This is a genomic window from Thalassospira sp. GO-4 (assembly GCF_023588965.1).
Lineage (GTDB): Bacteria > Pseudomonadota > Alphaproteobacteria > Rhodospirillales > Thalassospiraceae > Thalassospira > Thalassospira povalilytica.
The window spans coordinates 4,414,064-4,438,857 of record NZ_CP097807.1 but is presented as its reverse complement, the minus strand read 5'-3'; the positions used below and the strand labels follow the sequence as shown (position 1 = coordinate 4,438,857).

Genomic DNA, 24,794 nt, shown 5'->3' with positions numbered 1-24,794 from the left:
AGTGTTTCAATCACAATCGTGAACCAGAACACAGTCCAGCAAGGATCGGCATGACGCAAAAAGATCGACTTATCATCGGCATAACCGGCGCATCGGGTGTGATTTACGGCATACGTTTTTTAGAATTGCTCAAAAACACACCAATCGAGACTCATCTGGTTCTTTCGAAGGCAGCCGAACGCACCATCGCCTATGAGACCGATTTTAAAATCCGCGATATCAAGGAGATGGCAAACGTCATCCATGACAATGCCGACATTGGTGCATCCATTGCGTCGGGATCGTTCCGGGCACGCGGGATGGTGGTTGCCCCCTGCTCGATGAAGTCCCTGGCCGAGGTCGCAAGCGGAGTCGCCGATAATCTGATCGCGCGTGCAGCTGACGTGATGCTCAAGGAACGCCGCCGTCTGGTGCTGATGGTGCGCGAAACCCCGCTGCATGCCGGGCACATCCGCAACATGGCGCAGGCCACCGAAAACGGTGCGATCATTGCCCCGCCGGTTCCGGCCTTTTATGCCCGGCCGCAATCGCTTGATGAAATGGTCACGCAAAGTTGCGGGCGGGTACTTGATCTGTTTGATATCGATTTGCCCGACACCGCGCGCTGGGGCGATGAGGATGCAGCCAATCACATCCCGGTCACCGGCAAGCCGAAAAACCGGAGCTGATCGTTCATTGCGGCCTCAGGCCGTGACCAACCCCATCAGCGAGATCAGGCGATTTAGCGCCTGATCACATTCGCCCTGTTCCAGATCGAACCGGGTGGGCGACAGATATGCCCGTGCCCCGGCAAACGGGTCATCCGACGGGATCGGCGTTACCGCGTCACACAGGATATGCTGTTCAATCCGTTCTGCCTGCAATTCGTCTGATTTGACCTTTTGGCGCAGTTCCTGGGCAGTTGCTCGCGGGTCATCACGCAAAAAGCGTCTGGTTTGGCGCAACGGAACGATCACGTTGTCGCGCCAGTCCCGCACGGCTTCTTCCAGTGCGCTGACGCTGTGCGGTGCCAATCCTTTCTGACCAAGAAAGAACATGAACAGCAGCATGTTCACATCCAGACCACAGCGTTCCTGCAATTCCAGACACAGCTTTGCCACACCGTCGCGACCATACATCCCGACCGTAAAGGTCCAGACTTCATCCTGATCCATTGTTACCTGCTCGTATCGTTTTTTGTTTTGTCTGATCATCACACGGTTTTTGCCGTGCGCGCGACCTTTGGCGGATGCCCGAGATAAGCACCAAGCCCCTTTGCCGTCGAGACCATCGTACCCGCCGTATCAACCAGACGCGGACCGACAATAACATCGGCCATCGCCACATCGACGACCTTGCGCTTTGACCAGGCGACAACCCGGTCAAACTTCTGTTCGGCAATCAGATCGACCGCATGAACCCCAAAGGCCGATGCAATCACCCGGTCACGCGGCGATGGCGTTCCGCCGCGCTGAACATGCCCCAGAACAGTAACCCGCGTGTCCCAGCCCGTACGCGCACCAAGTTCATCGGCCAGCCAATGCCCGATCCCGCCATAGCGGACCTTTTGGCCGTCATCGTCCTGGGTCACGGCCGCCCCGTCATCGCGTTTGACCGCCTCGGCGACAATCACCAGCGCATGGTTGCGCCCGCGTTTGCGGATATTGAGACAATGTTCGGTCAACGCATCAAGATCGTAATCCATTTCCGGGATCAGAATGGCATCTGCCCCACCCGCGACCCCGGCAAACAACGCAATATGCCCGGCATCGCGCCCCATGACTTCAAGGATCATGATGCGATCGTGGGATGCGGCAGTCGGTTGCAGGCGGTCCAGTGCCTCGACCGCGACATTGACCGCGGTGGTAAAGCCGACCGAATATTCGGTCTGGGCCAGATCGTTATCGATGGTTTTGGGAATACCGACCAGATTGATGCCCCCCATCTGGGCCAGCCGATGCAGGATCGCCATGCTGCCATCCCCGCCAACCCCGATCAGCGCATCCAGTCCAAGCTTGTGATAGCCATCAATCACTTCCTGCGAGCGGTCGGCAAAACTGCCATCGGGCATCGGATAATGAAACGGATCGCCTTTGTTGATCGTGCCAAGAATGGTCCCGCCAAGACGCAACATGCCGTCATTATTGACCTGATCATTAAGATCAATCGCCTGGGGCGGGTCCTGCATCAGGCCGTGCGTGCCCTGACGGATACCGACAACATCCCAGCCATAACCAAGAACCGCGCGGCGCACGACCGCAAGAATAACAGCATTCAGCCCGGCACAATCGCCACCACTGGTCAAAATCCCGATCCGCATGTGTTTCCTTCCCAAGGTCGCCATCATTATTTTAAAGTCCGGATCCTGATTTCAGGGTCCCGCCCGCAAAGGGTGATACAAATCATATGGGTTGCCCACCTCAATTCTGGTATTATCAGAATCCCTTCGCGTTGATTATTAAGCTGGATCAAAAATGGACGAAATCAATCAGATCGAGATTGAAAAGAAACTTCTTTCATTGCGCGAGGAACACCGCGATCTTGATATCGCCATCGAACAGATGGTTCAGGCCCCGCACCATGACCAATTGCGTCTGGGCCGCATGAAAAAGCGCAAACTCGCGTTAAAAGATGAAATTCGCTATGTCGAGTCGCAACTCGTGCCCGATATTATTGCCTGACCGGGCCGGCAATTGCGCCCGCGTGGGGCGCCGATTTTGCCCATACGCGAAAGCGCCCGGCACCCTGTAAAAATTCGATCCGAACCGCACCCCGACCGTCAATTGACGATGCGGGGTTTGTGTTTTGACGACCACACAAAAAAACATGCAAGGCCAAGCCTTGCATCGGGCATTCAATCCATATGCGAAGCAATCAGATGCCGTAAGGGATACGGTCAAGCTGGGCAAGGCGCATTTCCTTTTGCGCGCGCAAGGCGGCATCCGCAGAATTCAGAACCGACTGGGCCGTATCGCCATTGGTCGCCTGATACAGGCCAAAGACCGGCACGACATAGATGAATTTGTCATTATGCGAATAGGGGTTCTGTTCAAGCCAGCGCGTTATCGCATCGGCACGCTGCAACACATCGTCACGATCGACATTATACATCAAGGCGACAAAGTCGTTACATCCCAGATAGCCCAGATGATGCGGTGCCATCACGAAATCGGCCATGATTCTGCGGACATAGTTGAACAGGCCGTGTTTGCAGCCCTGTCCATAGCGCTGAAGAATATCGTCAATGTTAAACAACTCGCAGATCAGAACCGTCCTGTTGGTGCGATCCGTACCGATCAGGGAAACCTCGTTTTCAAGGATCTGCATAAAGGTCGGATAGCTGAGCGCCCCGGTAAACGGATCGCGGCCTTCGGTGCGGGCCAGACGTGCCTGCCGCTTTTTCAGTTCATTGACATTTTCCGTCAGACTGTTGATGCGCACCATCAACCGGCCGATGGCCTGTTCAACGGCCGGGGTTACCTGACTGTCGGGAATGCCAAGGACATTGGCCATATCAGGCGTGTGAAAGGGAACGTCATCCACCGTGTCGGGATGCGTTTCCGTATCGATATCAACCTGATGTTCGCGGCTGGGCGCACGTCGACTTCCGGCATCCCTGCCATAGGCAAGTACACCATACGGATTGGATGGGTATCTGCCATCCCCGCCCCCCATGGAGGGTGTCAACGAACCGGGCCTTGTGACTTTCATGTCTGACCTTCCCGTGCTACCTGCACAGTTATATGAGTGATTGGTAAATAATAAATCAAAAGTACAATCATTTCACATTAATTTTCAATCGACAGTAAGAATAGTATCGCTACCCTTCCGGGTAGCGCGGAATAATTGAAGATCGGACAGGAAAATATAAAGGATTCTGCGGGTCTGGCATGTTGCAAGCAGGCTTGCATGATGGCCCGTGCTGCATATAATGCGGCCCTTCACGAAACCGCCCGAATACGGAGCCGCCAACATGAGCGATCAAACACCGGTCATCGGCATTATCATGGGAAGCCAGTCCGACTGGGAAACCATGAAAAACGCAGCAGATGTCCTCGATGCGCTGAACGTCCCTTACGAAAAGAAAATCGTTTCGGCCCATCGCACCCCTGATCGCCTGTATGACTATGCCAAAACGGCAAAGTCGCGCGGCCTTAAGGTCATTATCGCCGGTGCGGGCGGGGCGGCCCATCTTCCGGGCATGGCAGCGGCCATGACGCCGCTTCCGGTGCTGGGCGTGCCGGTTCAAAGCCGCACCCTTAAGGGCCTTGATAGCCTGCTTTCCATCGTGCAGATGCCGGGCGGCGTTCCGGTTGGCACCCTTGCCATCGGATCGGCGGGTGCAAAGAATGCCGGTCTGATGGCAGCGGAAATCATGGCGCTGATGGATGACGGACTTGCCGCACGCCTTGATGACTGGCGCGCAGCCCAGACCGCATCGGTCGCCGACGAACCGGTTGATCCGGCACCATGACCCAAGACAGGCGCGCCCAAACGGGCGCGTTTTTGTTTTGCCCGTCACAGATTTGAAATTGGCCTGACGACAGGCAATGTTTTCCCACCGGGAAGATTTTTGATCGAGGATTAAATGACGCAGGATTTCGACACGCGCATCATCGCACCGGGAAGCACGATTGGCATCATGGGCAACGGGCAGCTTGGCCGTATGGCGGCCTTCTGTGCGGCTGAACTGGGCTATAAGGTCCATGTGTTTGGGCCGGGGGCCGACAGCCCGACCGAACAGGTTTGCGCCAAGGTAACCGTTGCCGATTACACCGATCTGGATGCGCTGCGCGCCTTTGCCGAGGATGTCGATGTCGTCACGTTTGAATTTGAAAACGTCCCGCATGACAGCGTAAAGCTTTTGTCGGAACTGGTGCCGGTACGCCCGGGCTGGAAATGCCTGCATATTTCGCAAAACCGCCTGCGTGAAAAGACCTTCTGCAACGAGCACGGTATCGGCACCGCCCCGTTTGAAGCCGTCCGTTCGCTTGCCGATCTTGAAGCAGCGGTCGCCAAACTTGGCCGCCCGTCGGTTCTCAAGACCACCGAACTTGGCTATGACGGCAAGGGACAGGTCAAAATCAACGCCGATACAGATCTGGCCGAAGCCTGGGACGAGATGAAGGGGGCCGAGGCCATCCTTGAAGGTTTCATTTCCTTTGAGCGCGAAATTTCGGTCATTGTCGCACGCGGCGTTCAGGGTGATACCGCCTGCTTCTGCCCGGTCGAAAACGTGCATACCAACCACATTCTTGATGTGACCGTCGCCCCGGCTGAAATTGCCGACAGCCTGTCAAAAAAGGCCGAAGACATCGCAATCAAGCTGGTCAGTGCGATGGAGTTCGTCGGCCTTCTGGCGGTTGAAATGTTTGTCACGACCGATGGCGACATTCTGGTCAATGAAGTGGCCCCACGCCCGCACAATTCCGGTCACTGGACCATTGATGCCTGCATCACCAGCCAGTTCGAACAGTTCATCCGCGCTGTTTGCGGCCTGCCGCTGGGCGATCCGGCCCACCATTCCAAGGCCCGCATGAAGAACCTTCTGGGTGATGACATCAATGACTGGCAGGCAATTTTGACCGAGCCGAATGCAAAACTGCACCTTTACGGCAAGGCCGAAGCAAAGCCGGGACGCAAAATGGGTCACGTGACCTGGGTTCTTCCCAAATAAAGTGCCCCGACCGTAAGGTCACACAATATCCAAAGCCCCGGACAGCCTATGCTTCCGGGGCTTTTTGTTATGTATTTCATTACGTTACGCATCAACATCGCATCAATATCACCGGCTGGCATTTTATGCCCAGCAGATTGGCATCGGGTTTGCTGTTGATCAGGCAGGAAACTCTTTACGGACTGAAGGTGATGAAGAAACTTCTGATCATTGTTGCAATGCTTGCCGGGCTTGGCGCCATTGAAACCCGCCTGAATGACGCACATGCCGCACCGGGTGCGGCCGGATTTCCCGAAGTTGTCGAAGGCGACAAGCTTCGTTTTGGCAATCTGATTGTTGAACTGTTTGGCATTCGCGCCCCGAAACCGGGCATGATTTGCCGTGCGGGGTCGGTTGAATTCCAGTGCGGTGCCGCCGCATCCCAGGCACTTGATCGCATCATCGACAACTATGCCATCAAATGTCAGCAGGTCTCGGATGTGCAGCTGTTCCCGATGCTGACCGAATGCACCATCGGGCGCAATGACCTGAACCGGTTGATCCTGCGTGCCGGGTGGGCAATGGTCGATATGGTCAGTTGCGACAGCCATCCGAGCTGTGCGACCTATTTGCGCGATCAGGAATTTGCCAAGGAAAACCGCAAGGGTATCTGGATGGGAACGCCGCCGTCCGAACTGGTTGCGCTGGCGGCCAAACCGACCCTTGAAGAAATCCAGTCCGCCGATGACAAGGCAAAGCGCAAAGCCAATGGCGACAGCCCGCGCCATCTTTTCGGATCAGCCTTCACCGTCGACCTGGCCGAGGACATGAAGCGCGCAAACGCCCCGGACAGAACGCTTCTGAGTTTTCTTGAAAACACCTTTTAGGTCCGCATTCCGGACCATCGCCCCAAAGAGTTCCCGATCCAAAACAAAACGCCACCGCATTGCTGCCGGTGGCGTTTCTGATTTCGTCTTTATGCTTGGCAGTCGGTCGGCTCAGCCCCCGAACTGACGGCGCAGCCGCCCCGGGGTCGGCACGCAATTGGCGACCTTTGCACCAAGCTTGAACGGGGCTGTGGCAAATTTGCCGACCTTGCCCAGCTTGGCGGTGATTTTCGGGATTTGCAGAACATTGCCGATCCGGCGATCAAGGAACGCCCAGGTATCGGCATGGTCATCGGATGTATCATCCAGCCAGTAAGCCAGCGTCGATCCATACACCCCGGCCAGCAGCATGCGCTTGGTGTACCAGTTATGATCGGTCGATGTATCACCGGCGGCAACCCACATCGCATCAACCGTGCCATGGGTCAGTTTAAGGCCAAGGGCGGCATTTTGCGGAAGGGTCATGAAGGCCAGCGCACCGCGCACGGCGTCTTTCTGATTTTCCACCAGATCAAGCCGGGTTTTGACCGCCGTGGCAATCCGGTCGCGGATTTTCATGTTTTCCAGCCCCTTCTCATCAAGGGCGGAGATCATTTTGCGATCGGTCATTTCGACATATGTCACAATGGCCTGACGGATACCATTTGGCAGCAACCGGTCCACTTCACCCGGCGCAAGATCAAGATCTTCTGCCCCGGCCAGCAGCGCCTGTCTGGTCCAGCCGTCAAAGGGGATATGTTCAAGGGCGGCCTCGACCAGTGCTTCGCGCTGGGCTTGCAGGCGGCTCATGCTTTCGGACACGGTCATTTATGCCTCCTCGTCAGGTGATCCGGCGTCTTGCGCATCGTCATCACTTCGCGATGCACAAGCCTGCCTGAATGTAGTCTCGGGCGGGTATTCGCGCAATTCTTCGTTAAACCCAAGAAGCGTCATGTCTTCCATACGTTCGGGATACATGACTCCGATCAAATGATCATATTCATGCTGAACGACCCGGGCATGGAACCCACCGGCAATGCGTTCGATTTCTTCGCCCTGTTCATTTAACCCGCGATAACGGATTTTGTTCCAGCGCGGCACCACCCCCTGAAGCCCCGGGATCGACAGGCACCCTTCCCAGCCATCAACGATTTCATCGCCAACCGGTTCGATTTCCGGGTTGATCAGAACCGAAAGCGGAATGGCCGCATCGTCGGGATCGTCGCTTTGGCGCATCGCGGGCACGTAATAGACCATGATCGCCTTTGACTGAAACACCTGTGGTGCCGCAAGGCCAACGCCACCGGCATCCTTCATGGTGTCCTTCATATCAGCAATCAGACGCTGAATTTCGGGATCAAGCGGGTCTTCGACCCGGTCGGCGACCTTGCGCAGAACCGGGTGGCCCATCCGGGCAATTTTCAGGATCGACATAGCACTATATCCATCCAAAACCGCCCGGCTGTAAAGCCCCGGCGTGCAAAACATCCCGACGATACCGGCCCTTGCAAGCAACACCCGCGATGCCAGCGGCACTCATCCTTGCAATCCCCCGGCGCATCCCGGGAATACCCCATCCCTAGTGTCCGGTCAGAACCAGCGTCTGGATCGGCAATAGCAGGGCCTGAACCCGCAGGAGCAGCGCATGAACCACACCGACGGTCTGCACCATATGCAGGAACAGCCATTCGCCGGTTCCGATATCGGGATTTTCAAGCTGATCATGGGTGTTGGTATAGGCATTACCGGCACATTTGCTGCCAAGCGGCACATCGGCAATCGATTCCGGATAAAGCGGCACCATCTTGACCAGGAACGTACCGGGCTTTGCCCGTTCGGTGATATCAAGCAACTGGTCGCTTGGCCGGAACTGACCGGCGGCGATCACCGGCTGCACATCAATCACCACCATCGGAATGATTTCAAATGGCAGGGACGCACAGGTGACTTCGGTAATCACACCGGTTTTGACCACCTGTGTCGATATCTGGTTAAAGCCGGCAAGGAATATGGTTTCCCCGTCCCGTTCCGGGATCAGAATACCGGCCGGACGCAAGATCGGGCTGACAAAATCCCCGACCTGAAGGGCGAATTGCTGGATATTGCCCTTTACCCCGGCACGGACCACGGTTTTGGACAAATCAGCCTCGGCCGATCGCAAGGCTGCCTGCGCATTGGCAAGCTGGGCGGGCAGAAGACTGTCAAGCTTGGTCTTGATCACATTCAGGCTGGCCTCGGCGGCATTAAGGCCGCCCTGGCGCGTGGTTAATGATACTTCCAGCCGTTCGACTTCGCGCCTTGAAACCGCATTGGTGCCGCGCGACAGCAGGTCCGATTTGACCTTCAATTCGTCGCGCACCTGATTATAGGCCCCGCGCGCCTGTTCGACATTGCCTTCGGCCACGGCAATATCGGCACGCGCCACATCCATCTGGGCACGGATTTCGGCAATACGCTGTTCGGCCATGGCAACGGCTTCGCGTTCGACCCGGTTATCAAGGCGGAATAACGGGTCCCCGGCATCGACATCGTCATCATTATCGACATAAACCTCGACCACGCGCCCGCCCTTTTCCGGCAGAATGGTGATGGTCCGGAAAAAGGACGACACATTGGTTGTCGACGGATGGAAATAGAAAATCAACGTCACCAGACTAAGCGTCAGGATCGCACAGGCCGTAATGCCATAGCGAAGCTCGTACCAGACGGAAAACAGGGTTAATTCCTTGCCGATCCGTTTGCCCTGGACATACCGGCGCACCAGAAAATCGGGCAGGATGGTGAACATCGAACACAGAAGAAGCTCAAACATCTTTCGGATTCTCCTGACGCGCGTCCCCGGATGACGGATCAGGGTTCCCAGCCCCGTCCGCCGGTTTCACATCGGTTGTCCCATGTGCCGTTGCTGGTGACGGGTTTGGCGCCGGGGCTCCCGACGGGCTTGACGACGGGTTTTGGGCTGCACCACCGGGGCTTATGGTCGCCCCCTTGGCCTGCGCCATTGCCATAAGCGCATTGGCAATCGCCTGAATCGGGGAAATGAAATCGGGGAACCTGATCACCGCCAGAACCAGCGCCGCCGCCCAGAACACGTTGTTATGGGTAAATAACGCCAAAAGCGTCAAAACACCGATCAGCTGAATTTGGGTGTGATTGGCATGATGGGCCAACCGTTCGGGCAAGGCATGGATATTCAGATAAAACGCCCCGATCAAAAACACCGCCAGAATCACAAACCAGACAACTCCGACAAACAGGGCATCGGTATCGCCCGGCGCTGTAACAAAGAACGGCGCATGGGCAATTGCCGCTTCGCGCAGACTGTTTTCCATCTGTGGACCCTACCCGTTTTTGAACCAACCTTGTCTTGTGCGTTTTGATATCCGGGGCTGATCACCCTTGGTGGCCCGCGATATATTGAATTTTGTCAACGCATTATAGCAACTTTTGATTTTATTTTTACTATATAATTCACCCAAAGCATCCTATCACAAAACCGACACCGGAATTTCACCTCCCATGCCTTGGCGTTTTGCGGTGCAGGCATGTATAAACGTCAAAGGCGAATATCCCCTTCCCTCTTTTCTTTTTGGCCGGTTTGCACTATATACAGGCCACGGTCAGCTTGACCGTAAATCCAACCGGGGAGCATTCCGCACTCCGGGTGTTTTTGTTTTTTTGAAAGGAGCGTGGTTTCCGTGCAGGTAATCGTTCGCGACAACAATGTCGATCAGGCTCTGAAAGCGCTTAAGAAAAAGATGCAGCGCGAGGGCATTTTCCGTGAGATGAAACTCCGTCGCCACTTTGAAAAGCCGTCGGAGAAGAAAGCTCGCGAAGGGGCGGAAGCAATCCGTCGTGCCCGCAAGCTGGAGCGTAAGCGCATCGAGCGCGAAGGCTTCTAGTCTTTTTCACTTTCGGGGTATCTCGAACGTGACTGTACGATCGAATTTGGCTTGCCAAGTTCGGACCCGTGCGCCAAGCCCGCCTCGGAGCAATCCGGGCGGGTTTGGTTTTTCTGGACTATTGAAACGCGACTGATTTCACATCAGTTTCCCGACACCCAGGCCCGGATATCATCAAGCATCGTTGGTTCATAGCCAATCGGATCGGGCATTGGCTCGGACCGGATGATAATCCCCGACTGGGTGCGATAAACACGATACACCGTATCTTCCTTGATATCGGTATAGGTCGAACTGCCATATTCGGCATCGACCAGAAAATTCCATTCCGCCAGATAGTTCATCAGATCAAGCGCATCACCCGTCCCAAGCTCATAGGCCCGAAACGGTGCGGTATTTTGCCGCACCACATCGCGATAGCGGCCCTCGAACCGCACAAGCTGATAACGCGCATCCATACCAATGATATTGGCCCACGGCTTCAGCTTGATGAATTCCGCATCAATGCGCCACTGATCGCCAAGGATTTCATAAGTCCCGCTGACACCGGGATCATCGGACACCAGATGCACGGTAAACACATCCTCGGAAACCGGTTCGAAATAAAGGGCAGCAATCGGGTCTTCAGCGGTCAGACGCACATAGGTCAGAATGTTCAACCCCATCGACGCGACCAGCGCAATCGACAGAATGACCACCATAAAAAGCGAGACCCTGACTATTCGAAACATATGACCTTCCGATCCATGATGTTCAAATCCTCCGACAGCTTGGGGTTATAAGCAACCACTCCGACGAAAAAAAGGCGGCCCCATCGGAGCCGCCTTTTGTCTTTTCAAACCGGATGGTTTGATCAGTTATCAAGATGCATGACGATTTCTTCGCACATCTTTTTGGCGTCGCCAAACAGCATCATGGTGTTGTCCTTGAAGAACAGTTCGTTCTGGATGCCAGCGTAACCGGCTGACATGCCGCGTTTGACGAACAGGACCGTTTTGGCCTTTTCGACTTCAAGGATCGGCATGCCAAAGATCGGGCTGGCCGGATCGGTTTTGGCAGCCGGGTTAGTGATGTCGTTGGCCCCGATGACAAAGGCAACATCGGCGGAACCGAAATCACGGTTGATTTCTTCCATTTCCAGAACGTCGTCATAGGGAACGCTGGCCTCGGCCAGAAGCACGTTCATGTGACCAGGCATACGACCTGCCACCGGATGGATGGCGTAGCGGACATTGACACCCTCGGCCTTGAGGATATCGGCCATTTCACGCAATGCGTGCTGTGCCTGTGCGACTGCCATGCCATACCCCGGAACGATGATCACGTTCGATGCATTCTTCATGATGAAGGCCGCATCATCGGCCGATCCGGATTTGACCGCGCGATCGCCATCACCACCACCAGCAGCGGCAGCTTCACCTTCGGCACCAAAGCCGCCAAAGATGACGTTGAAGATCGAACGGTTCATGCCCTTGCACATGATGTAGGACAGGATCGCCCCCGAAGCACCGACCAGCGCACCGGTAATGATCAGCGCGTTGTTTTGCAGGGTAAAGCCGATGCCACATGCCGCCCAACCGGAATAGGAGTTCAGCATGGAAACAACGACCGGCATGTCCGCCCCGCCAATCGGAATGATCAGCGTGATGCCCAGAACAAGCGCCAGCGCCACCAGGATCCAGAAGGCCGTATGGCTTTCGGTTGCAACAAGGATGATGGCAAAGACAACAATGCCGATCCCGATGCACAGGTTCAGCATATGCTGCCCCGGGAAGCGTACCGGCGTCCCCGAAACAATGCCCTGCAACTTGCCGAATGCAACCAGCGATCCGGTAAAGGTAATCGCACCGATGGCAACACCAAGCCCCATTTCAATCAGGCTGGCTGCACCGATATTGCCCGCCGTTCCGATGCCATAGGCACCTGGCGAATACAGGGCCGCACCGGCAACAAACACCGCTGCCAGACCGACAAGCGAATGGAAGGCCGCGACAAGCTGTGGCAAGGCGGTCATCTGGATTTTAAGGGCGATCACCGTACCGATCGCACCGCCAATCAGGATGCCGACAATGATGGTGGTATAAGACAGCACCGCCGGGGAGGCCAGCGTGGTAAAGATGGCAATTGCCATACCCACCATGCCAAGAATGTTCCCGGTCCGGGCCGATTCAGGTGACGAAAGTCCGCGCAACGACAGGATGAAGCAGACCGAGGCCACCAGATACAGGAAAGCCGAAAGGTTTTCCGACATTGTGTGTTCCCCCTACTTCTTTTTCTTGAACATATGCAGCATGCGCTGGGCGACGATAAAGCCGCCAAAGATGTTGACCGATGCCAACACCACCGCGATGAAGCCCATCATCTTGGAGAAGTTCATCTCCACCGGGCCTGCTGCAAGAAGTGCACCGACAATAATCACCGACGAAATGGCGTTGGTAACCGCCATCAGGGGTGAATGAAGGGCCGGGGTGACTTTCCACACCACGTAATAGCCGACAAAACAGGCCAGTACGAACACGGTCAGACCAAGAACCGTCGGGCTGACACCCGTTCCCTGGACTGCGACCGTGGCGGTGTTTGCTGCGTCGGTTGCGCCACTTGCCAGACTGTCGGCAAGCTTTGCGGCCTTTTCTGCCAGACCAAGGGCGGCATCACGCAGTTCATTTGCATTCTGGGCTACGGATTGATCAGCCATTTGCGACCTCCTCCCCGCCGAATTTCGGATGGACGACCTTTCCGTCGTGGGTGAGCCTGGTTTCGGCGATGATCTGGTCTTCGCCGTCAAACACCAGTGCGCCCTTGTCCTTGTCGACAGAAAGGGTAATGAAGTTCAAAAGGTTCTTGGCATACATCGCGGTTGCATCGGTCGCGACCGAGCTTGTGATATTTGCCGGACCGATCAGCTTGACGCCATTGTCAGTAAGAACCGTTTCGCCAAGCTTCACACCGGCAACGTTGCCACCGCGTTCAGCAGCCAGATCAATGATCACCGAACCCGGTTTCATGCCGGCAACCATGTCGGCTGTGACAATTTCCGGGGCCGGACGGCCGGGAATAAGCGCGGTCGTAATGACGATATCGGTCTTGGCCAGAACTTCCTTGAGCTTCTCGGCCTGCTTTTTCTTGTAGTCGTCCGACATTTCCTTGGCATAGCCGCCAGAGGTTTCTGCATCCGATGCATTGTCGTCTTCGACTTCGATAAAGGTACCGCCAAGCGACTGGACCTGCTCCTTGACCGCCGGGCGCACGTCAAATGCCGACACAACGGCACCAAGGCGCTTGGCCGTTGCAATGGCCTGAAGGCCGGCAACACCGGCCCCGACCACAACAACACGGGCGGGCGGCAGGGTGCCGGCAGCCGTCATCATCATCGGATAGATCCGGCCGAACTCATGGGCGGCATCAAGAACCGCGCGATATCCGGCAAGGTTGGATTGCGACGACAGAACGTCCATCGACTGGGCACGCGAAATACGCGGCATCAGTTCCATGGAATAGCCATCAACCCCGGCCTTGGCCATCGCATCGATCAGGTCTTTGCGGTCATAGGGCTCAAGCAGGGCAACAACAGCAGCACCCTTTTTATAAGCCGTCAATTCGTTGGTTTTGCCATCAATGACAGGTGGGCGAACCTTGAAGATGACATCGGCATCCTTCACGGTCGTTTTCATTGTCTTGGCAATGGTTGCACCGGCATCGACAAAGCGATCATCCGGTATGGCGGCGTCAATTCCGGCACCAGCCTCAATTGCGACGTCGAACCCCAGAGCCTTCAGCTTCTTGACGGTCTCTGGTGTGACGGCAACGCGCTTCTCTCCGGGCCATATTTCCTTTGGAACGGCCAGTTTCATCGCGTTAGACCTCCTTCCCTAATGTAATGGTAAGCACGGTAATTCTTGTTGTTATTGCGAAGTAACCGGTTTCAGAATGTCATCACGCATTCTGTTTTGATCCGGCTACCGGCACCCTTGCCCGGAAAGAAAAAAGGCGGTTCTTCCAGCTAACGCAGAAGAAACCGCCCACTTTCCCACCACGCATTCCGAGGCATAAAGCCTTGGTGACATGTCAGGTCCCACCCGCCATTGGTGCTCAGGACAAACAATCAATGACGCCCCGCCATGTCTGCGTTGAAAGCAAGATGCGATTTCCCACCAACAACCACAATATCAAAAACCTATAAAAAATCAGTTTAACTGAATTTCAATTAATAACGGTGAAATTCCATTATGTGCGGATTTTCGCACATTTTATTTCCGTAACGGAACAGGTCTTGATCCGCACCATCACACAATAGACCGTTGATTTACAGCAGTTTCCCCTATTTTCACCCCACGCAGAAAGTGAACATTATCTTACAAACAAACGCGCAAGTCTGCATGAAATGCCTGACTGGCATTGATCTGGGAACGCTTGAATTATGAAAAAGTTCGCAAAAAAACTTATCGTTCGCGTGAGAAACGGCAGTGTTTTTTGTCTCGAATACGATCAAACATCGATCTGTTTGGCGAAAATCAGCCCCGATTCCGCCGCCTCAAACCACGAATCGTCGCGACTTATAAGCCGTTTATCAATCTTCCGGGCGTTCCAGCCCGATCAGATCAAGGGCCTTTTTCTGACGGGATTCGAGTTCAGAGACATCAAAATCGCCCACCAGGTCATGGAACAGACGATACCAGTTCACATGCGCATCAAGGCGCAGGAACACAGCCCCCAGCCCGACAGCGGCGCGATCGACCAGCACGAATTCACGCGGCGGCTTTACTCCGCCGACGCGGCGCAATTCCTGATGGACCTTGGCGGCGACTTCCGCGCCATAGGCAACCGAATTGGTTTCGCCCATTTTGCGTTCGCGGTCATCCAGGATCGGGCCATAAACAAAGCTGGCCCAGATGTTAAGCACATCAATCAGTTCGCGTGACGGCGCTTCAAAGCCCCAGCTTTCATAGGCGGAAACGGCCTTTTCCTCGTCCTCGTCACGAAGGGCTTCATAAAGCGTGATCACCGCCTTGACGAAATCGGGTTTGAAGATACGGATACAGCCGAAATCCAGAAGATTGACCGACAGGTCATCACGCAATGTGTAATTGCCCAGATGCGGGTCACCATGAATGACCCCATAACGGTAAAACGGCACATACCAGGCCCGGAACATGTTAAGCGCCACCTGATTGCGCGCATCCTGATCGGGATTGCTATCAAGGAATTTCTGGAACTTCTGCCCGTTTTGCCAGGTCATGGTCAAAAGCCGCCCGGTGGTCAGCCCGTCCACCGGTTCGGGAACATGCACGGTATTTTCACCGGCCAACATGTGGCCATAAAGCCGCATATGTTTGGCTTCGCGGGCGTAATCAAGCTCTTCGCGCAGGCGTGCTGTCAGTTCGTTCTGGATATTTTCGGCATCGATCGCACTGTCATAGCGCTTATAGATCGCAAAGGCGGCGCGAAGCTGCTTAAGGTCGGCCTCAACCGTTGCCGACATGTCGGGATATTGCAGCTTGCAGGCCACTTCGCGTCCGTCGGGCAGGGTTGCCTTATGCACCTGTCCAAGCGATGCAGCAGCCACCGCATCGTGGCTGAATTCGGTGAAATTTGATTGCCATCCCGCCCCCAGTTCACTGCGCATCCGGCGTTTGACAAACAGCCAGCCCATGCTGGGCGCATCAGCCTGAAGCTGTGCCAGGGCCTGGGTATATTCCTTGGGCAGAGCATCGGGGATGGTTGAAAGGATCTGGGCCACTTTCATAAGCGGGCCTTTAAGCCCGCCCAGGGCCGAGGTCAGTTCGGCAGCATATTTGGCGTGATCAATTTCGCCGCCGAACACCTTTCCGGTGGCAAGGCGTGCGGCCAGTTTCCCGGCCGACGCCCCCACCCTTGCATAACGACGAACCCGCCCGCCAAACCTGTTTTCTTCGGAAGGTGGGGTAAAATCATCGTCGTCTGCATTCATGTCAGGAAAGCTCCTCCAGCTCGTCGATCATGCGTTTGATCATGTTCAGACCCCGTTGCCAGAAGGCCGGGTCGGATGCATCAAGACCGAACGGTGCCAGAAGTTCCTTGTGATGTTTGGTGCCACCGGCTTTCAGCATATCAAGATATTTCTGCTGGAAGCCGTCTTCGGCGTGTTCGTAAACATCATAAAGCGAGTTCACAAGGCAATCGCCAAAGGCATAGGCATACACATAGAACGGCGAATGGATGAAATGCGGAATGTAGGACCAGTAATATTTGTACTCGTCCTCATACCGGATGGCATCGCCCAGACTTTCATGTTGTACGGCAAGCCAGATCTCGCAGATCTCATCAACGGTCAATTCACCTTCGCGGCGCTTGTCATGGACGCGTTTTTCGAACTCGAAGAATGCGATCTGACGCACGACGGTGTTGAGCATATCCTCAACCTTGCCGGCCAGCATGATGCGTTTCATCTTCGGATCGGCTTCCGAGCGCAGCATCGACTGGAAGGTCAGCATTTCGCCAAATACCGATGCGGTTTCCGCAAGGGTCAGCGGCGTATCAGACAGGAAATAGCCATGCTCACCGGCCAGAACCTGATGCACGCCATGGCCCAGTTCATGGGCAAGGGTCATCACGTCACGGGTTTTGCCGTGATAGTTCAGCAGCAAATAGGGATGGGCTGACGGTACGGTCGGATGGGCAAAGGCACCCGATGATTTACCGGCACGCGGCGGCACATCGATCCAGGGATTATCAAAGAATTTCTGCCCAACCGCGGCCAGTTCCGGTGAAAATTCACCATAAGCCTTAAGCACGGTCGACCGTGCGGTTTCCCAATCGATCTGACGGTCATCATCATCAGGAAGCGGCGCGTTACGGTCCCAGTAATCAAGCTGATCGACACCGAACCATTTTGCCTTCAGGCGATAATAACGGTGCGACAGATCGGCATGGCTGTTTTTAACGGCGGTATTAAGCGCGTCAACCACTTCGTCTTCGACCTGGTTCGACAGGTTGCGTGACGATACCGGGGTGGCAAATTTGCGCAGGCGATCATCAATCTCCTTGTCCTTGGCAAGGGTGTTGGTGATATGCGCCAGAAGCTTGATATTCTTGCCCAGAACATCACCAATTGCCTTGGCGGCCTTTTTGCGATCTTCCACCTTGGTCGAGGACAGCATGTTTGATGCGTCCGACATGGTCAGCTCATTGCCATCAATCGGGAAGCGCAGATCGGCCATGGTCTGATCAAACAGGCGCACCCAGGCGCTTGATCCGGCGACACGGCGTTCATGAAGAACCTGTTCGACTTCGTCAGACAGCTGGTGCGGGCGGAAGGCCCGGTTTTCATTCAGCCACGGGCGATACCGGCGCAGCTCCGCACTTTCGGCATATTTCGCATCAAGCGCGTCATCTTCGATCCGGTTCAGCTCAAGCCCGAAGAACAGCGACAGGCTTGAAATCGCCGTCATTTCTTCCTGAACCGACTGATAGAACTGACCAATTGCGGGATCGGCACTGTCACCGGCATAAAGCAGCTGTGCAAAGGAGCCGATTTTACCGCAAATCTCGCTGATGGCTTCATATTCGGCAATCGCACCTGCCAGTTCGTCGCCCGACAGATCGTTCAACTTGCCCTGATAGCTTTTTTGGAACGCCTGACTGCGATTTTTTGCATCATCAAGATCGCGCCGGATAGCGGGGTCTTTTGGATCGTTATAGAGATCCGTCAGATCCCAGGTCGGCAAATTCTTGTTGATCGCGTTCATTTGTCCTCCAGACTAATCTCTTGCTTTCGCCCCGTTCTGCGCCGTCATGATCCGCATGCCGCGCAGTCACATCCCGATACCGATATATAGCTGCTTGATGCCATATCACCAGCCCTGAATGCGGATCGATTTCCGGGCGATCCAACCGATCATATCGTTACCGTCGATCCGAACAACAGCAAACCGTCATGAAGATGGCCCGACAATGTGTTCAGATCACGTCATCGCCGGCACGATTGCGTGAAAAATTTCCCGAAAATTCAATGTTCTTTGTGAAAAGCATTCCGGCAGACGCAAATTTCGTCATTTTCAGGCTGCCAAACGATGCAATCCCTGATAACAAAATTGTCTTGGAACGTTCATTTAAATTGGTCCAGCTTGCATCTTGCGCGATCTGAACGATTTGAAGAGAACAACCAGTTCAGGGCAACCCGAAGATTGCCGACCACGGGAAAAGATAACAAGGCAAGGAAATGTCATGACGAGCTTGCAGGATTATGCCGACTGGCAAAACTTGCCCTCGATGTTTTTCGCACAGGCCAAGAAATATGGTGACGCACCGTTTCTTTGGACCAAAAACAGCGAAACCAATGAATTTGTCCCCACCACCTGGCTTGAGGCGGCCGACCAGGTCCGCGCCCTTGCCCGTGCGCTTTATGATATCGGTGTGCGTCCGGGGGACCGGGTTTTGCTGGTGTCGGAAAACCGCACGGAATGGGGGATTGCCGATCTTGCCATCATGTGCGTGGGCGCAATGACTGTCCCGGCCTATACCACCAATACCGAACGCGATCATTTGCACGCGATCGAAGACAGTGGTGCGGCCGTTGCCATCATATCGACCAAGAAACTCGCCCAGCCCTTCCTGCATGCCGCCCTTGATAGCGGGCGCTGCCGTCATGCCATCATGATGGAAGAATGGGGACAGAGCTTTGTTGGCGATATCACCATTTCACGGTGGGATGACCTGATTGCCAAGGGCCGCGGTCTTGCGCATGATATCGACAGCTGGGTCAACGGGATCAAGCGCGATGATCTGGCCTGCCTGATCTATACGTCAGGGACCGGCGGTTCGCCCAAGGGTGTGATGCTTGCCCACGGGGCAATCCTGTCGAACTGCATGGGGGCGTTCGACATCATTGATACCCTTGGCATCGAAGATGAAATCTTCCTGTCATTCCTGCCGCTGTCGCATTCCTACGAACATACAGCCGGGCTTTATTTCCCGATGAGTATCGGCGCGCAGATCTATTACGCCGAAAGCCTTGATAAGCTTGCGGCCAATCTTGCCGAAGTCCGCCCGACCATCATGACCGCGGTGCCGCGTCTTTATGAGATGCTTTATCAGCGCATGAGCCGCATGGTCGAAAAAGAAGGCGGCATCAAACAGAAGCTGTTTGAACTGACACTCCGCCTTGGGCGCAAGAATTACGAAAAGCAGCGCCTGACATTTGTGGAAAAGCTTCAGAACCTTGCATGTGAATTGCTGTTGCGGCGCAAGTTGCGCCAACGTTTCGGTGGCCGCATCAAGGCCATGGTATCGGGCGGCGGGCCGCTGAACTATGAACTGGGTGTTCTGTTTGTATCGTGCGGTATCCGCATTTTGCAGGGATATGGCCAGACCGAATTCGCCCCGGTTGTTTCGTGTAACCGTGCCGAAAACAACAAACTGCGCACCGTTGGTCCGCCCATGGTCGGCGCAGAGGTACAGATTGCCCCGGATGGCGAAATCCTTCTGCGCGGCGAAAGCATGATGAAAGGCTACTGGAACCTGCCCGATGTGACGGCAGCAACCATTGTTGATGGCTGGCTTCATACCGGCGATATCGGCATGTTTGACGAAGAAGGCAGCCTGATCATCACCGATCGCAAAAAGGACATCATCGTCAATTCCGGCGGGGACAATATTTCACCCCAGCGGATCGAAGGTCTGATGACGCTTGAAACCGAAATCTCGCAGGCCATGGTATATGGCGATGCCTTGCCCTATCTGGTGGCGGTTGTCTGGCCGGAAGAAGACTTCATGCGCGAATTCGCCCGCGACAATTCGATTGAAAACAATATCGATGTGCTGGCGAAAAACGAAGATTTCCGCAAAGCCATCCGTGACGCCATTGATCGCGTCAACAAACGCCTGTCGACGATTGAAAAGGTCCGCAGCTTCATGTTCGCCGAAGCTCCGTTCAGCATCGATAACGAAATGCTGACGCCGTCGATGAAAATCCGTCGCCATAAAATCCGCGAGGCTTATGGCAAACAGCTTGATGGCCTTTATCAGCGCAAGCGCAAAGGCCAGTAACTGTCGAAATGCCTGGCGTCAAAGACGGAAAGCTCCAAACACTAACCCTGATCCGGGGTCTTCCCGGATCAGGGAAATCAACATTGGCCGTGCATCTGGCATCGGCAACCGGCGCGCTCCATCTGGAAGCCGACATGTTCATGGTCGACCGTCAGGGCTTCTATGAATTTGACATCCGCCGGCTTCGTCATACCCACGCCAAATGCGAAGCCAAATGTCGCGAGGCCCTGACAGATGGCAGGAATGTCATCGTCTCCAATACCTTTACCCGGTTCTGGGAAATGAAGGCCTATATCGACATGGCCGAACAGCTTGATATCAAACTTCTGATCGTCGAATGCCACGGCAAATTCGGCAGCATCCATCAGGTTCCCGACGAAACCCTTGCCGACATGCGTGACCGCTGGGAAGACCTTCCCGAACAATACCGCTGATCAAAACCGGTCGTTTCGCATCCGCTGTCCCCGGCTCCAATGCCCTATTGCGCGGCCGAGAAAACCTTTTTGAGGATATCTGTCGTCCAGCGGGTCGGATCGGAACGAATATCTGCTTCCTGAAGCGCGATGTAATGGAACAGGCCGTCCATTGCCTTTTCCGTCGCATGATCGGTCAGTGACGCCTTGAGATCGGGGACGAACGGCAATGTGTCATATTGCCCGACCATCTGATCATAAAGCGACAGGGCACCGGTATCTGCCAGCGCGTCGGTAATAACCGGGCGCAAGCGCCCTTCGATGTCCGAACCGGCAACACGACGCAGATAACTGGTTGCGGCATCATCCGGTCCTTCAAGGATGCCTTTGGCATCGGCAACAGTCATCTGTTTGACCGCATTGACCAGGATATCCCCCGCATCGCTCATGGTTTGTTCGGCCGCCCGGTTCATACGCAGCTCGATCTCGTCGGCATAGCTTCCAAGCCCGGCGGCACTCAAAAGTTTCTGGGCTGATTTGACACTTTCAGGAAGCGGGATATGGGCCACCGGGTCGGCATTGAAGCCATCGGTCGCGCCAAGCTGACTGGTGACAAGATCAACCCCCATATCAAGCGCCTGTTTAAGGCCCTGCTCCACCGTATCCGATGACAGGGCCGAAACCGCCGCACTCGTGGCATCTGACGAACTGCCTGATCCCGACGAATTCAAGGCTTCGCCAAGCGTTTGCTTGGCCTTGTCAAAAAAGGATTGCGCCACAGACGGCTGGGACATCCCGGTTGAAAGAACAAGCGCACCAAGTGCGATCGCGCCAAGGCGCTGCATGGATGAAAACGGTTTTGACTGCATGTGATGTCCCGGTCGTTTACGTGGTTGTATATTGTCTGATCTGTCTATCTTATCGCAAACCGATAGTGCCGGGTAATCGTGACCCGAAAAAGACAAAACCCCGGACATATGCCGGGGTTTTGCATTTGTAATGTCAGGCGGGGTTATTCAACCACCTCGACCTTTTTGCCATTCAGCAAAAGATCGCTTCCTTCGGTCGAGACCGGCACGGTATCGCCATCCTTGATCGCGCCTTCAAGGATCTGCATCGCCAGCGGGTTTTGCAGATAACGCTGAATGACGCGTTTAAGCGGGCGGGCACCGTAAATCGGGTCATACCCTTTTTCTGCCAGCCAATCCTTGGCAGCATCATCAAGCTTGAGATCGATCTTGCGATCAAACAGCAGCTTCTCAAGACGGCCAAGCTGGATTTCAACGATCTTGCCCATCTGTTCACGGGCCAGACGATGGAACAGGATGGTTTCATCCAGACGGTTGAGGAATTCCGGACGGAACGATGCCCGGACAATTTCCATGACCTGATTGCGGACTTCGCCGCTGTCATGACCCGGTTGCTGCTTGGCAAGAATTTCACCGCCCAGGTTCGAGGTCAGAATGATCAGCGTATTGCGGAAATCGACAACCCGGCCCTGCCCGTCGGTCAGACGACCTTCGTCAAGAACCTGAAGCAGGACGTTGAACACATCGGGATGTGCCTTTTCGACTTCGTCAAACAGCACAACCTGATACGGACGCCGCCGTACCGCTTCGGTCAGAGAACCGCCTTCTTCGTAACCGACATAGCCCGGGGGCGCACCGATCAGACGCGCGACGGCATGTTTTTCCATGAATTCGGACATATCAATCCGCACCATGGCCTGTTCATCATCAAACAGGAACTGTGCCAGCGCCTTGGTCAGTTCGGTTTTACCAACCCCGGTGGGGCCAAGGAACAGGAACGAACCGATCGGTCGGTTTGGATCCTGAAGCCCGGCACGGGCACGGCGCACCGCATTCGAAATCGACCGCACGGCGTCATCCTGACCAACAACCCGCTTGCGCAACGTGTCTTCCATTTCCAGAAGTTTTTCACGTTCACCTTCAAGCATCTTGTCCACCGGAATACCGGTCCAGCGCGATACCACCGATGCGATATGCTTTTCGGTTACCGCTTCTTCCTTGATGCCGCGCGACGGATCGTTTTCGGCCTTTTCAAGCAATGCCATCAGGGCCGGGATTTCTTCGTATTGAAGCTGTCCGGCACGGTCGAGTTTGCCATCACGCATGGCGCGTTCAAGTTCACCACGGGCCTGGTCAAGCTGTTCCTTGATATGGGTTGATGCCGCCAGTTCTTTTTTCTGGGCTTCCCATTTCGCGGTCAGTTCGGCCGACTTGCCTTCCAGTTCGGCCAGTTCCTTTTCCAGACGGCCAAGACGATCCTGTGACGCGCTGTCCTGTTCTTTTTTCAGGGCTTCGCGTTCGATCTTGAGCTGAATGATACGGCGATCAAGCTCGTCGATTTCCTCGGGCTTGGAATCCAGTTCCATCCGAAGACGTGATGATGCCTCGTCCATCAGATCGATCGCCTTGTCAGGCAGGAAACGATCCGTGATATAGCGGTTCGAAAGCGTTGCGGCCGCCACCAGTGCGGTATCGGCAATCCGGACCCCGTGATGGAGTTCGTATTTGTCCTTGATGCCGCGCAGGATCGATACCGTGTCGGCAACCGATGGTTCGGATACAAAGACCGGCTGGAAACGCCGGGCCAGTGCCGCATCCTTTTCGATATGCTGACGATATTCGTCCAACGTGGTCGCACCAACGCAGTGCAACTCACCGCGCGCCAGTGCCGGCTTCAGAAGGTTGGATGCATCCATCGAACCTTCGGCCTTGCCTGCCCCGACAAGGGTGTGCAGCTCGTCAATGAACAGAATGACCTGACCGGCTTCTGATTCAATTTCGCTCAAGACCGCTTTGAGGCGTTCCTCGAACTCGCCGCGGAACTTGGCACCGGCAATCAGTGCCCCAAGGTCAAGCGACAGAAGTTTCTTGTCCTTAAGCGTTTCGGGCACGTCGCCCTTGACGATGCGCAATGCCAGACCTTCGGCAATCGCGGTTTTACCGACACCGGGTTCACCGATCATTACCGGGTTGTTTTTGGTCCGGCGCGACAGGACCTGAACGGCACGACGAATTTCCTCGTCACGGCCAATGACCGGATCAAGTTTGCCTTCGCGCGCCGCCTCGGTCAGGTCACGGGCATATTTCTTAAGGGCGTCATACTGATTTTCCGCGCCCGCACTGTCTGCAGTGCGGCCCTTGCGGATGTCATTGATCGCCCCATTAAGGCCCTGTGCGGTTACACCGGCATCCGCCAGAACCTTGCCCGCAGTCGATTTCGGATCAAGTGCGATGGTCAGCAACAGCCGTTCAGCCGTGACATAGCTGTCACCAGCCTTTTTGGCGACTTCCTGTGCCTGATCAATCAGACGGGCAAATTCCGACGAAAGGTAAATCTGACCATTGCCGCCGGAAACCTTTGGCAATTTTGCCAGTTCCTGCGCACAGCGTTCCTGGGCAAGTTTGGGCTTGCCACCTGCTGCCTTGATCAGATTGGCTGCCAGACCTTCTTCGTCATCCAGCAGCACTTTCAGAAGATGGATCGGTACAAATTGCTGATGGTTTTCACGCAGCGCAAGCGATTGCGCAGACTGCAGAAATCCTTTGGACCGGTCCGTAAACTTTTCGAATTCCATTCCTGCCACTCCTTGAGTCAACAGTATCCATACGATGTGGACCTTCTTTGAAGCATCCACGGCCTTGGCGTCATTGCCGAATTCTAAAATTATAGATTATTTCAACAGCGACAACATTGATATGTCTCAGTCTAGCCTGTTTGCAACCATATACCCCTACAAAAGTTGCAAGAATTATTTGTGCGCCGCAACACGGAATTCTGTCATTATTCCAGAGACGCCCGGACTGCCCTGAAACATGTATGAATGTTGGGGTTGCTCTTGGCAAAACAACGAATTAACGTCACCGTTTACGGCATGTATTCCGCCCCGAACCGATACCATGCCCAAGCGCCATACAGGAAGACACAC

Annotated in this window: 23 protein-coding genes; 8 read left to right on the top strand and 15 right to left on the bottom strand. The window is 55.0% G+C overall.

All coding sequences use genetic code 11. The features are described 5' to 3' along the window. The first annotated feature begins 50 nt into the window (after positions 1 to 50). Positions 51 to 668, top strand: a complete 618-nt coding sequence (locus M9H61_RS20165; protein WP_250282608.1) for a UbiX family flavin prenyltransferase — start codon at positions 51 to 53, stop codon at positions 666 to 668. A gap of 15 nt (positions 669 to 683) precedes the next feature. Here the strand turns inward: M9H61_RS20165 and M9H61_RS20160 are convergent, their stop codons facing one another. Both M9H61_RS20160 and M9H61_RS20155 read right to left on the bottom strand, forming a co-directional pair. Continuing rightward, complete coding sequence (locus M9H61_RS20160) at positions 684 to 1,154, bottom strand: TIGR02444 family protein (protein ID WP_206927089.1); 471 nt, start codon at positions 1,152 to 1,154, stop codon at positions 684 to 686. Between the two features lie 38 nt (positions 1,155 to 1,192). Next, positions 1,193 to 2,299 (bottom strand): ATP-dependent 6-phosphofructokinase, encoded by a 1,107-nt coding sequence (locus M9H61_RS20155; RefSeq protein ID WP_250282607.1) that lies wholly within the window; start codon positions 2,297 to 2,299, stop codon positions 1,193 to 1,195. A gap of 154 nt (positions 2,300 to 2,453) precedes the next feature. Between M9H61_RS20155 and M9H61_RS20150 the strand changes: the two genes are divergently transcribed. After that, a complete protein-coding gene (locus tag M9H61_RS20150; protein WP_068519692.1) occupies positions 2,454 to 2,660 on the top strand; it encodes a YdcH family protein in 207 nt (68 codons plus the stop codon). 193 nt (positions 2,661 to 2,853) lie between these two features. Here the strand turns inward: M9H61_RS20150 and M9H61_RS20145 are convergent, their stop codons facing one another. Then, positions 2,854 to 3,690 carry a diguanylate cyclase domain-containing protein gene (locus M9H61_RS20145; protein WP_228196486.1) on the bottom strand — a complete coding sequence of 279 codons (837 nt, stop codon included), beginning with the start codon at positions 3,688 to 3,690 and terminating at the stop codon, positions 2,854 to 2,856. Between the two features lie 262 nt (positions 3,691 to 3,952). Between M9H61_RS20145 and purE the strand changes: the two genes are divergently transcribed. The 3 genes from purE to M9H61_RS20130 all read left to right on the top strand — a co-directional run bounded on the left by purE (position 3,953) and on the right by M9H61_RS20130 (position 6,522). Then, positions 3,953 to 4,453, top strand: coding sequence for a 5-(carboxyamino)imidazole ribonucleotide mutase (gene purE / locus M9H61_RS20140; RefSeq protein ID WP_068519690.1), 501 nt, complete (start codon positions 3,953 to 3,955; stop codon positions 4,451 to 4,453). A 114-nt stretch (positions 4,454 to 4,567) separates the two neighbouring features. Continuing rightward, the gene (locus M9H61_RS20135) at positions 4,568 to 5,656 is read left to right on the top strand and encodes a 5-(carboxyamino)imidazole ribonucleotide synthase (protein WP_250282605.1); all 1,089 of its coding nucleotides are present in this window, start codon (positions 4,568 to 4,570) and stop codon (positions 5,654 to 5,656) included. 191 nt (positions 5,657 to 5,847) lie between these two features. After that, positions 5,848 to 6,522 carry a thermonuclease family protein gene (locus tag M9H61_RS20130; RefSeq protein WP_114113914.1) on the top strand — a complete coding sequence of 225 codons (675 nt, stop codon included), beginning with the start codon at positions 5,848 to 5,850 and terminating at the stop codon, positions 6,520 to 6,522. A 111-nt stretch (positions 6,523 to 6,633) separates the two neighbouring features. Here M9H61_RS20130 and M9H61_RS20125 read toward each other — a convergent pair whose 3' ends face one another. From M9H61_RS20125 to M9H61_RS20110, 4 genes are all read right to left on the bottom strand, one after another. Then, the gene (locus tag M9H61_RS20125) at positions 6,634 to 7,329 is read right to left on the bottom strand and encodes a COQ9 family protein (protein WP_250282603.1); all 696 of its coding nucleotides are present in this window, start codon (positions 7,327 to 7,329) and stop codon (positions 6,634 to 6,636) included. Beyond that, positions 7,330 to 7,935, bottom strand: a complete 606-nt coding sequence (gene def, locus M9H61_RS20120) for a peptide deformylase (RefSeq protein WP_068519686.1) — start codon at positions 7,933 to 7,935, stop codon at positions 7,330 to 7,332. 145 nt (positions 7,936 to 8,080) lie between these two features. Continuing rightward, positions 8,081 to 9,313, bottom strand: coding sequence for an HlyD family secretion protein (locus M9H61_RS20115; protein WP_068519685.1), 1,233 nt, complete (start codon positions 9,311 to 9,313; stop codon positions 8,081 to 8,083). Beyond that, a complete protein-coding gene (locus M9H61_RS20110; RefSeq protein WP_250282601.1) occupies positions 9,306 to 9,833 on the bottom strand; it encodes a hypothetical protein in 528 nt (175 codons plus the stop codon). The genes M9H61_RS20115 and M9H61_RS20110 overlap by 8 nt, the downstream gene beginning before the upstream one ends. 366 nt (positions 9,834 to 10,199) lie before the next feature. Between M9H61_RS20110 and rpsU the strand changes: the two genes are divergently transcribed. Further along, entirely contained in the window at positions 10,200 to 10,403 is a 204-nt protein-coding gene (gene rpsU / locus M9H61_RS20105) for a 30S ribosomal protein S21 (protein WP_008891676.1), read from the top strand. A 143-nt stretch (positions 10,404 to 10,546) separates the two neighbouring features. On the opposite strand, the gene M9H61_RS20100 is transcribed toward rpsU, so the two are convergent. From M9H61_RS20100 to M9H61_RS20075, 6 genes are all read right to left on the bottom strand, one after another. Continuing rightward, positions 10,547 to 11,134, bottom strand: coding sequence for a hypothetical protein (locus M9H61_RS20100; RefSeq protein ID WP_250282599.1), 588 nt, complete (start codon positions 11,132 to 11,134; stop codon positions 10,547 to 10,549). Between the two features lie 122 nt (positions 11,135 to 11,256). Beyond that, positions 11,257 to 12,654, bottom strand: coding sequence for an NAD(P)(+) transhydrogenase (Re/Si-specific) subunit beta (locus M9H61_RS20095; protein WP_068519681.1), 1,398 nt, complete (start codon positions 12,652 to 12,654; stop codon positions 11,257 to 11,259). A 12-nt stretch (positions 12,655 to 12,666) separates the two neighbouring features. Continuing rightward, positions 12,667 to 13,098 carry an NAD(P) transhydrogenase subunit alpha gene (locus tag M9H61_RS20090; RefSeq protein WP_068519680.1) on the bottom strand — a complete coding sequence of 144 codons (432 nt, stop codon included), beginning with the start codon at positions 13,096 to 13,098 and terminating at the stop codon, positions 12,667 to 12,669. Continuing rightward, positions 13,091 to 14,254, bottom strand: coding sequence for a Re/Si-specific NAD(P)(+) transhydrogenase subunit alpha (locus tag M9H61_RS20085; RefSeq protein ID WP_068519679.1), 1,164 nt, complete (start codon positions 14,252 to 14,254; stop codon positions 13,091 to 13,093). The genes M9H61_RS20090 and M9H61_RS20085 overlap by 8 nt, the downstream gene beginning before the upstream one ends. A gap of 716 nt (positions 14,255 to 14,970) precedes the next feature. Continuing rightward, the gene (locus M9H61_RS20080) at positions 14,971 to 16,350 is read right to left on the bottom strand and encodes an AarF/ABC1/UbiB kinase family protein (RefSeq protein ID WP_250282596.1); all 1,380 of its coding nucleotides are present in this window, start codon (positions 16,348 to 16,350) and stop codon (positions 14,971 to 14,973) included. 1 nt (position 16,351) lies between these two features. After that, on the bottom strand, positions 16,352 to 18,127 hold the full coding sequence (locus M9H61_RS20075) for a M3 family oligoendopeptidase (protein ID WP_206927081.1): 1,776 nt from the start codon (positions 18,125 to 18,127) through the stop codon (positions 16,352 to 16,354). A gap of 478 nt (positions 18,128 to 18,605) precedes the next feature. Between M9H61_RS20075 and M9H61_RS20070 the strand changes: the two genes are divergently transcribed. Together M9H61_RS20070 and M9H61_RS20065 are read left to right on the top strand one after the other, a co-directional pair. Next, the gene (locus M9H61_RS20070) at positions 18,606 to 20,426 is read left to right on the top strand and encodes a long-chain fatty acid--CoA ligase (protein WP_250282594.1); all 1,821 of its coding nucleotides are present in this window, start codon (positions 18,606 to 18,608) and stop codon (positions 20,424 to 20,426) included. An 89-nt stretch (positions 20,427 to 20,515) separates the two neighbouring features. Beyond that, positions 20,516 to 20,860, top strand: a complete 345-nt coding sequence (locus M9H61_RS20065) for an AAA family ATPase (RefSeq protein WP_250285096.1) — start codon at positions 20,516 to 20,518, stop codon at positions 20,858 to 20,860. A 44-nt stretch (positions 20,861 to 20,904) separates the two neighbouring features. Here the strand turns inward: M9H61_RS20065 and M9H61_RS20060 are convergent, their stop codons facing one another. Then, positions 20,905 to 21,708, bottom strand: a complete 804-nt coding sequence (locus M9H61_RS20060) for a DUF4197 domain-containing protein (RefSeq protein ID WP_250282592.1) — start codon at positions 21,706 to 21,708, stop codon at positions 20,905 to 20,907. A 143-nt stretch (positions 21,709 to 21,851) separates the two neighbouring features. Next, positions 21,852 to 24,443 (bottom strand): ATP-dependent chaperone ClpB, encoded by a 2,592-nt coding sequence (clpB, locus tag M9H61_RS20055; RefSeq protein WP_250282590.1) that lies wholly within the window; start codon positions 24,441 to 24,443, stop codon positions 21,852 to 21,854. Between the last annotated feature and the right edge of the window lie 351 nt (positions 24,444 to 24,794).

Bases quoted from the DNA above. Each gene is read 5' to 3' on its own strand.
- M9H61_RS20155 (WP_250282607.1), bottom strand. From the start codon at position 2,299: ATGCGGATCGGGATTTTGACCAGTGGTGGCGATTGTGCCGGGCTGAAT.
- M9H61_RS20115 (WP_068519685.1), bottom strand. From the start codon at position 9,313: ATGTTTGAGCTTCTTCTGTGTTCGATGTTCACCATCCTGCCCGATTTT.
- purE (WP_068519690.1), top strand. From the start codon at position 3,953: ATGAGCGATCAAACACCGGTCATCGGCATTATCATGGGAAGCCAGTCC.
- M9H61_RS20135 (WP_250282605.1), top strand. From the start codon at position 4,568: ATGACGCAGGATTTCGACACGCGCATCATCGCACCGGGAAGCACGATT.
- M9H61_RS20080 (WP_250282596.1), bottom strand. From the start codon at position 16,350: ATGAATGCAGACGACGATGATTTTACCCCACCTTCCGAAGAAAACAGG.
- M9H61_RS20150 (WP_068519692.1), top strand. From the start codon at position 2,454: ATGGACGAAATCAATCAGATCGAGATTGAAAAGAAACTTCTTTCATTG.
- clpB (WP_250282590.1), bottom strand. From the start codon at position 24,443: ATGGAATTCGAAAAGTTTACGGACCGGTCCAAAGGATTTCTGCAGTCT.
- M9H61_RS20060 (WP_250282592.1), bottom strand. From the start codon at position 21,708: ATGCAGTCAAAACCGTTTTCATCCATGCAGCGCCTTGGCGCGATCGCA.
- M9H61_RS20070 (WP_250282594.1), top strand. From the start codon at position 18,606: ATGACGAGCTTGCAGGATTATGCCGACTGGCAAAACTTGCCCTCGATG.
- M9H61_RS20145 (WP_228196486.1), bottom strand. From the start codon at position 3,690: ATGAAAGTCACAAGGCCCGGTTCGTTGACACCCTCCATGGGGGGCGGG.
- M9H61_RS20075 (WP_206927081.1), bottom strand. From the start codon at position 18,127: ATGAACGCGATCAACAAGAATTTGCCGACCTGGGATCTGACGGATCTC.
- def (WP_068519686.1), bottom strand. From the start codon at position 7,935: ATGTCGATCCTGAAAATTGCCCGGATGGGCCACCCGGTTCTGCGCAAG.
- M9H61_RS20100 (WP_250282599.1), bottom strand. From the start codon at position 11,134: ATGTTTCGAATAGTCAGGGTCTCGCTTTTTATGGTGGTCATTCTGTCG.
- M9H61_RS20085 (WP_068519679.1), bottom strand. From the start codon at position 14,254: ATGAAACTGGCCGTTCCAAAGGAAATATGGCCCGGAGAGAAGCGCGTT.
- M9H61_RS20160 (WP_206927089.1), bottom strand. From the start codon at position 1,154: ATGGATCAGGATGAAGTCTGGACCTTTACGGTCGGGATGTATGGTCGC.
- M9H61_RS20125 (WP_250282603.1), bottom strand. From the start codon at position 7,329: ATGACCGTGTCCGAAAGCATGAGCCGCCTGCAAGCCCAGCGCGAAGCA.
- M9H61_RS20095 (WP_068519681.1), bottom strand. From the start codon at position 12,654: ATGTCGGAAAACCTTTCGGCTTTCCTGTATCTGGTGGCCTCGGTCTGC.
- M9H61_RS20165 (WP_250282608.1), top strand. From the start codon at position 51: ATGACGCAAAAAGATCGACTTATCATCGGCATAACCGGCGCATCGGGT.
- M9H61_RS20110 (WP_250282601.1), bottom strand. From the start codon at position 9,833: ATGGAAAACAGTCTGCGCGAAGCGGCAATTGCCCATGCGCCGTTCTTT.
- M9H61_RS20130 (WP_114113914.1), top strand. From the start codon at position 5,848: ATGAAGAAACTTCTGATCATTGTTGCAATGCTTGCCGGGCTTGGCGCC.
- M9H61_RS20090 (WP_068519680.1), bottom strand. From the start codon at position 13,098: ATGGCTGATCAATCCGTAGCCCAGAATGCAAATGAACTGCGTGATGCC.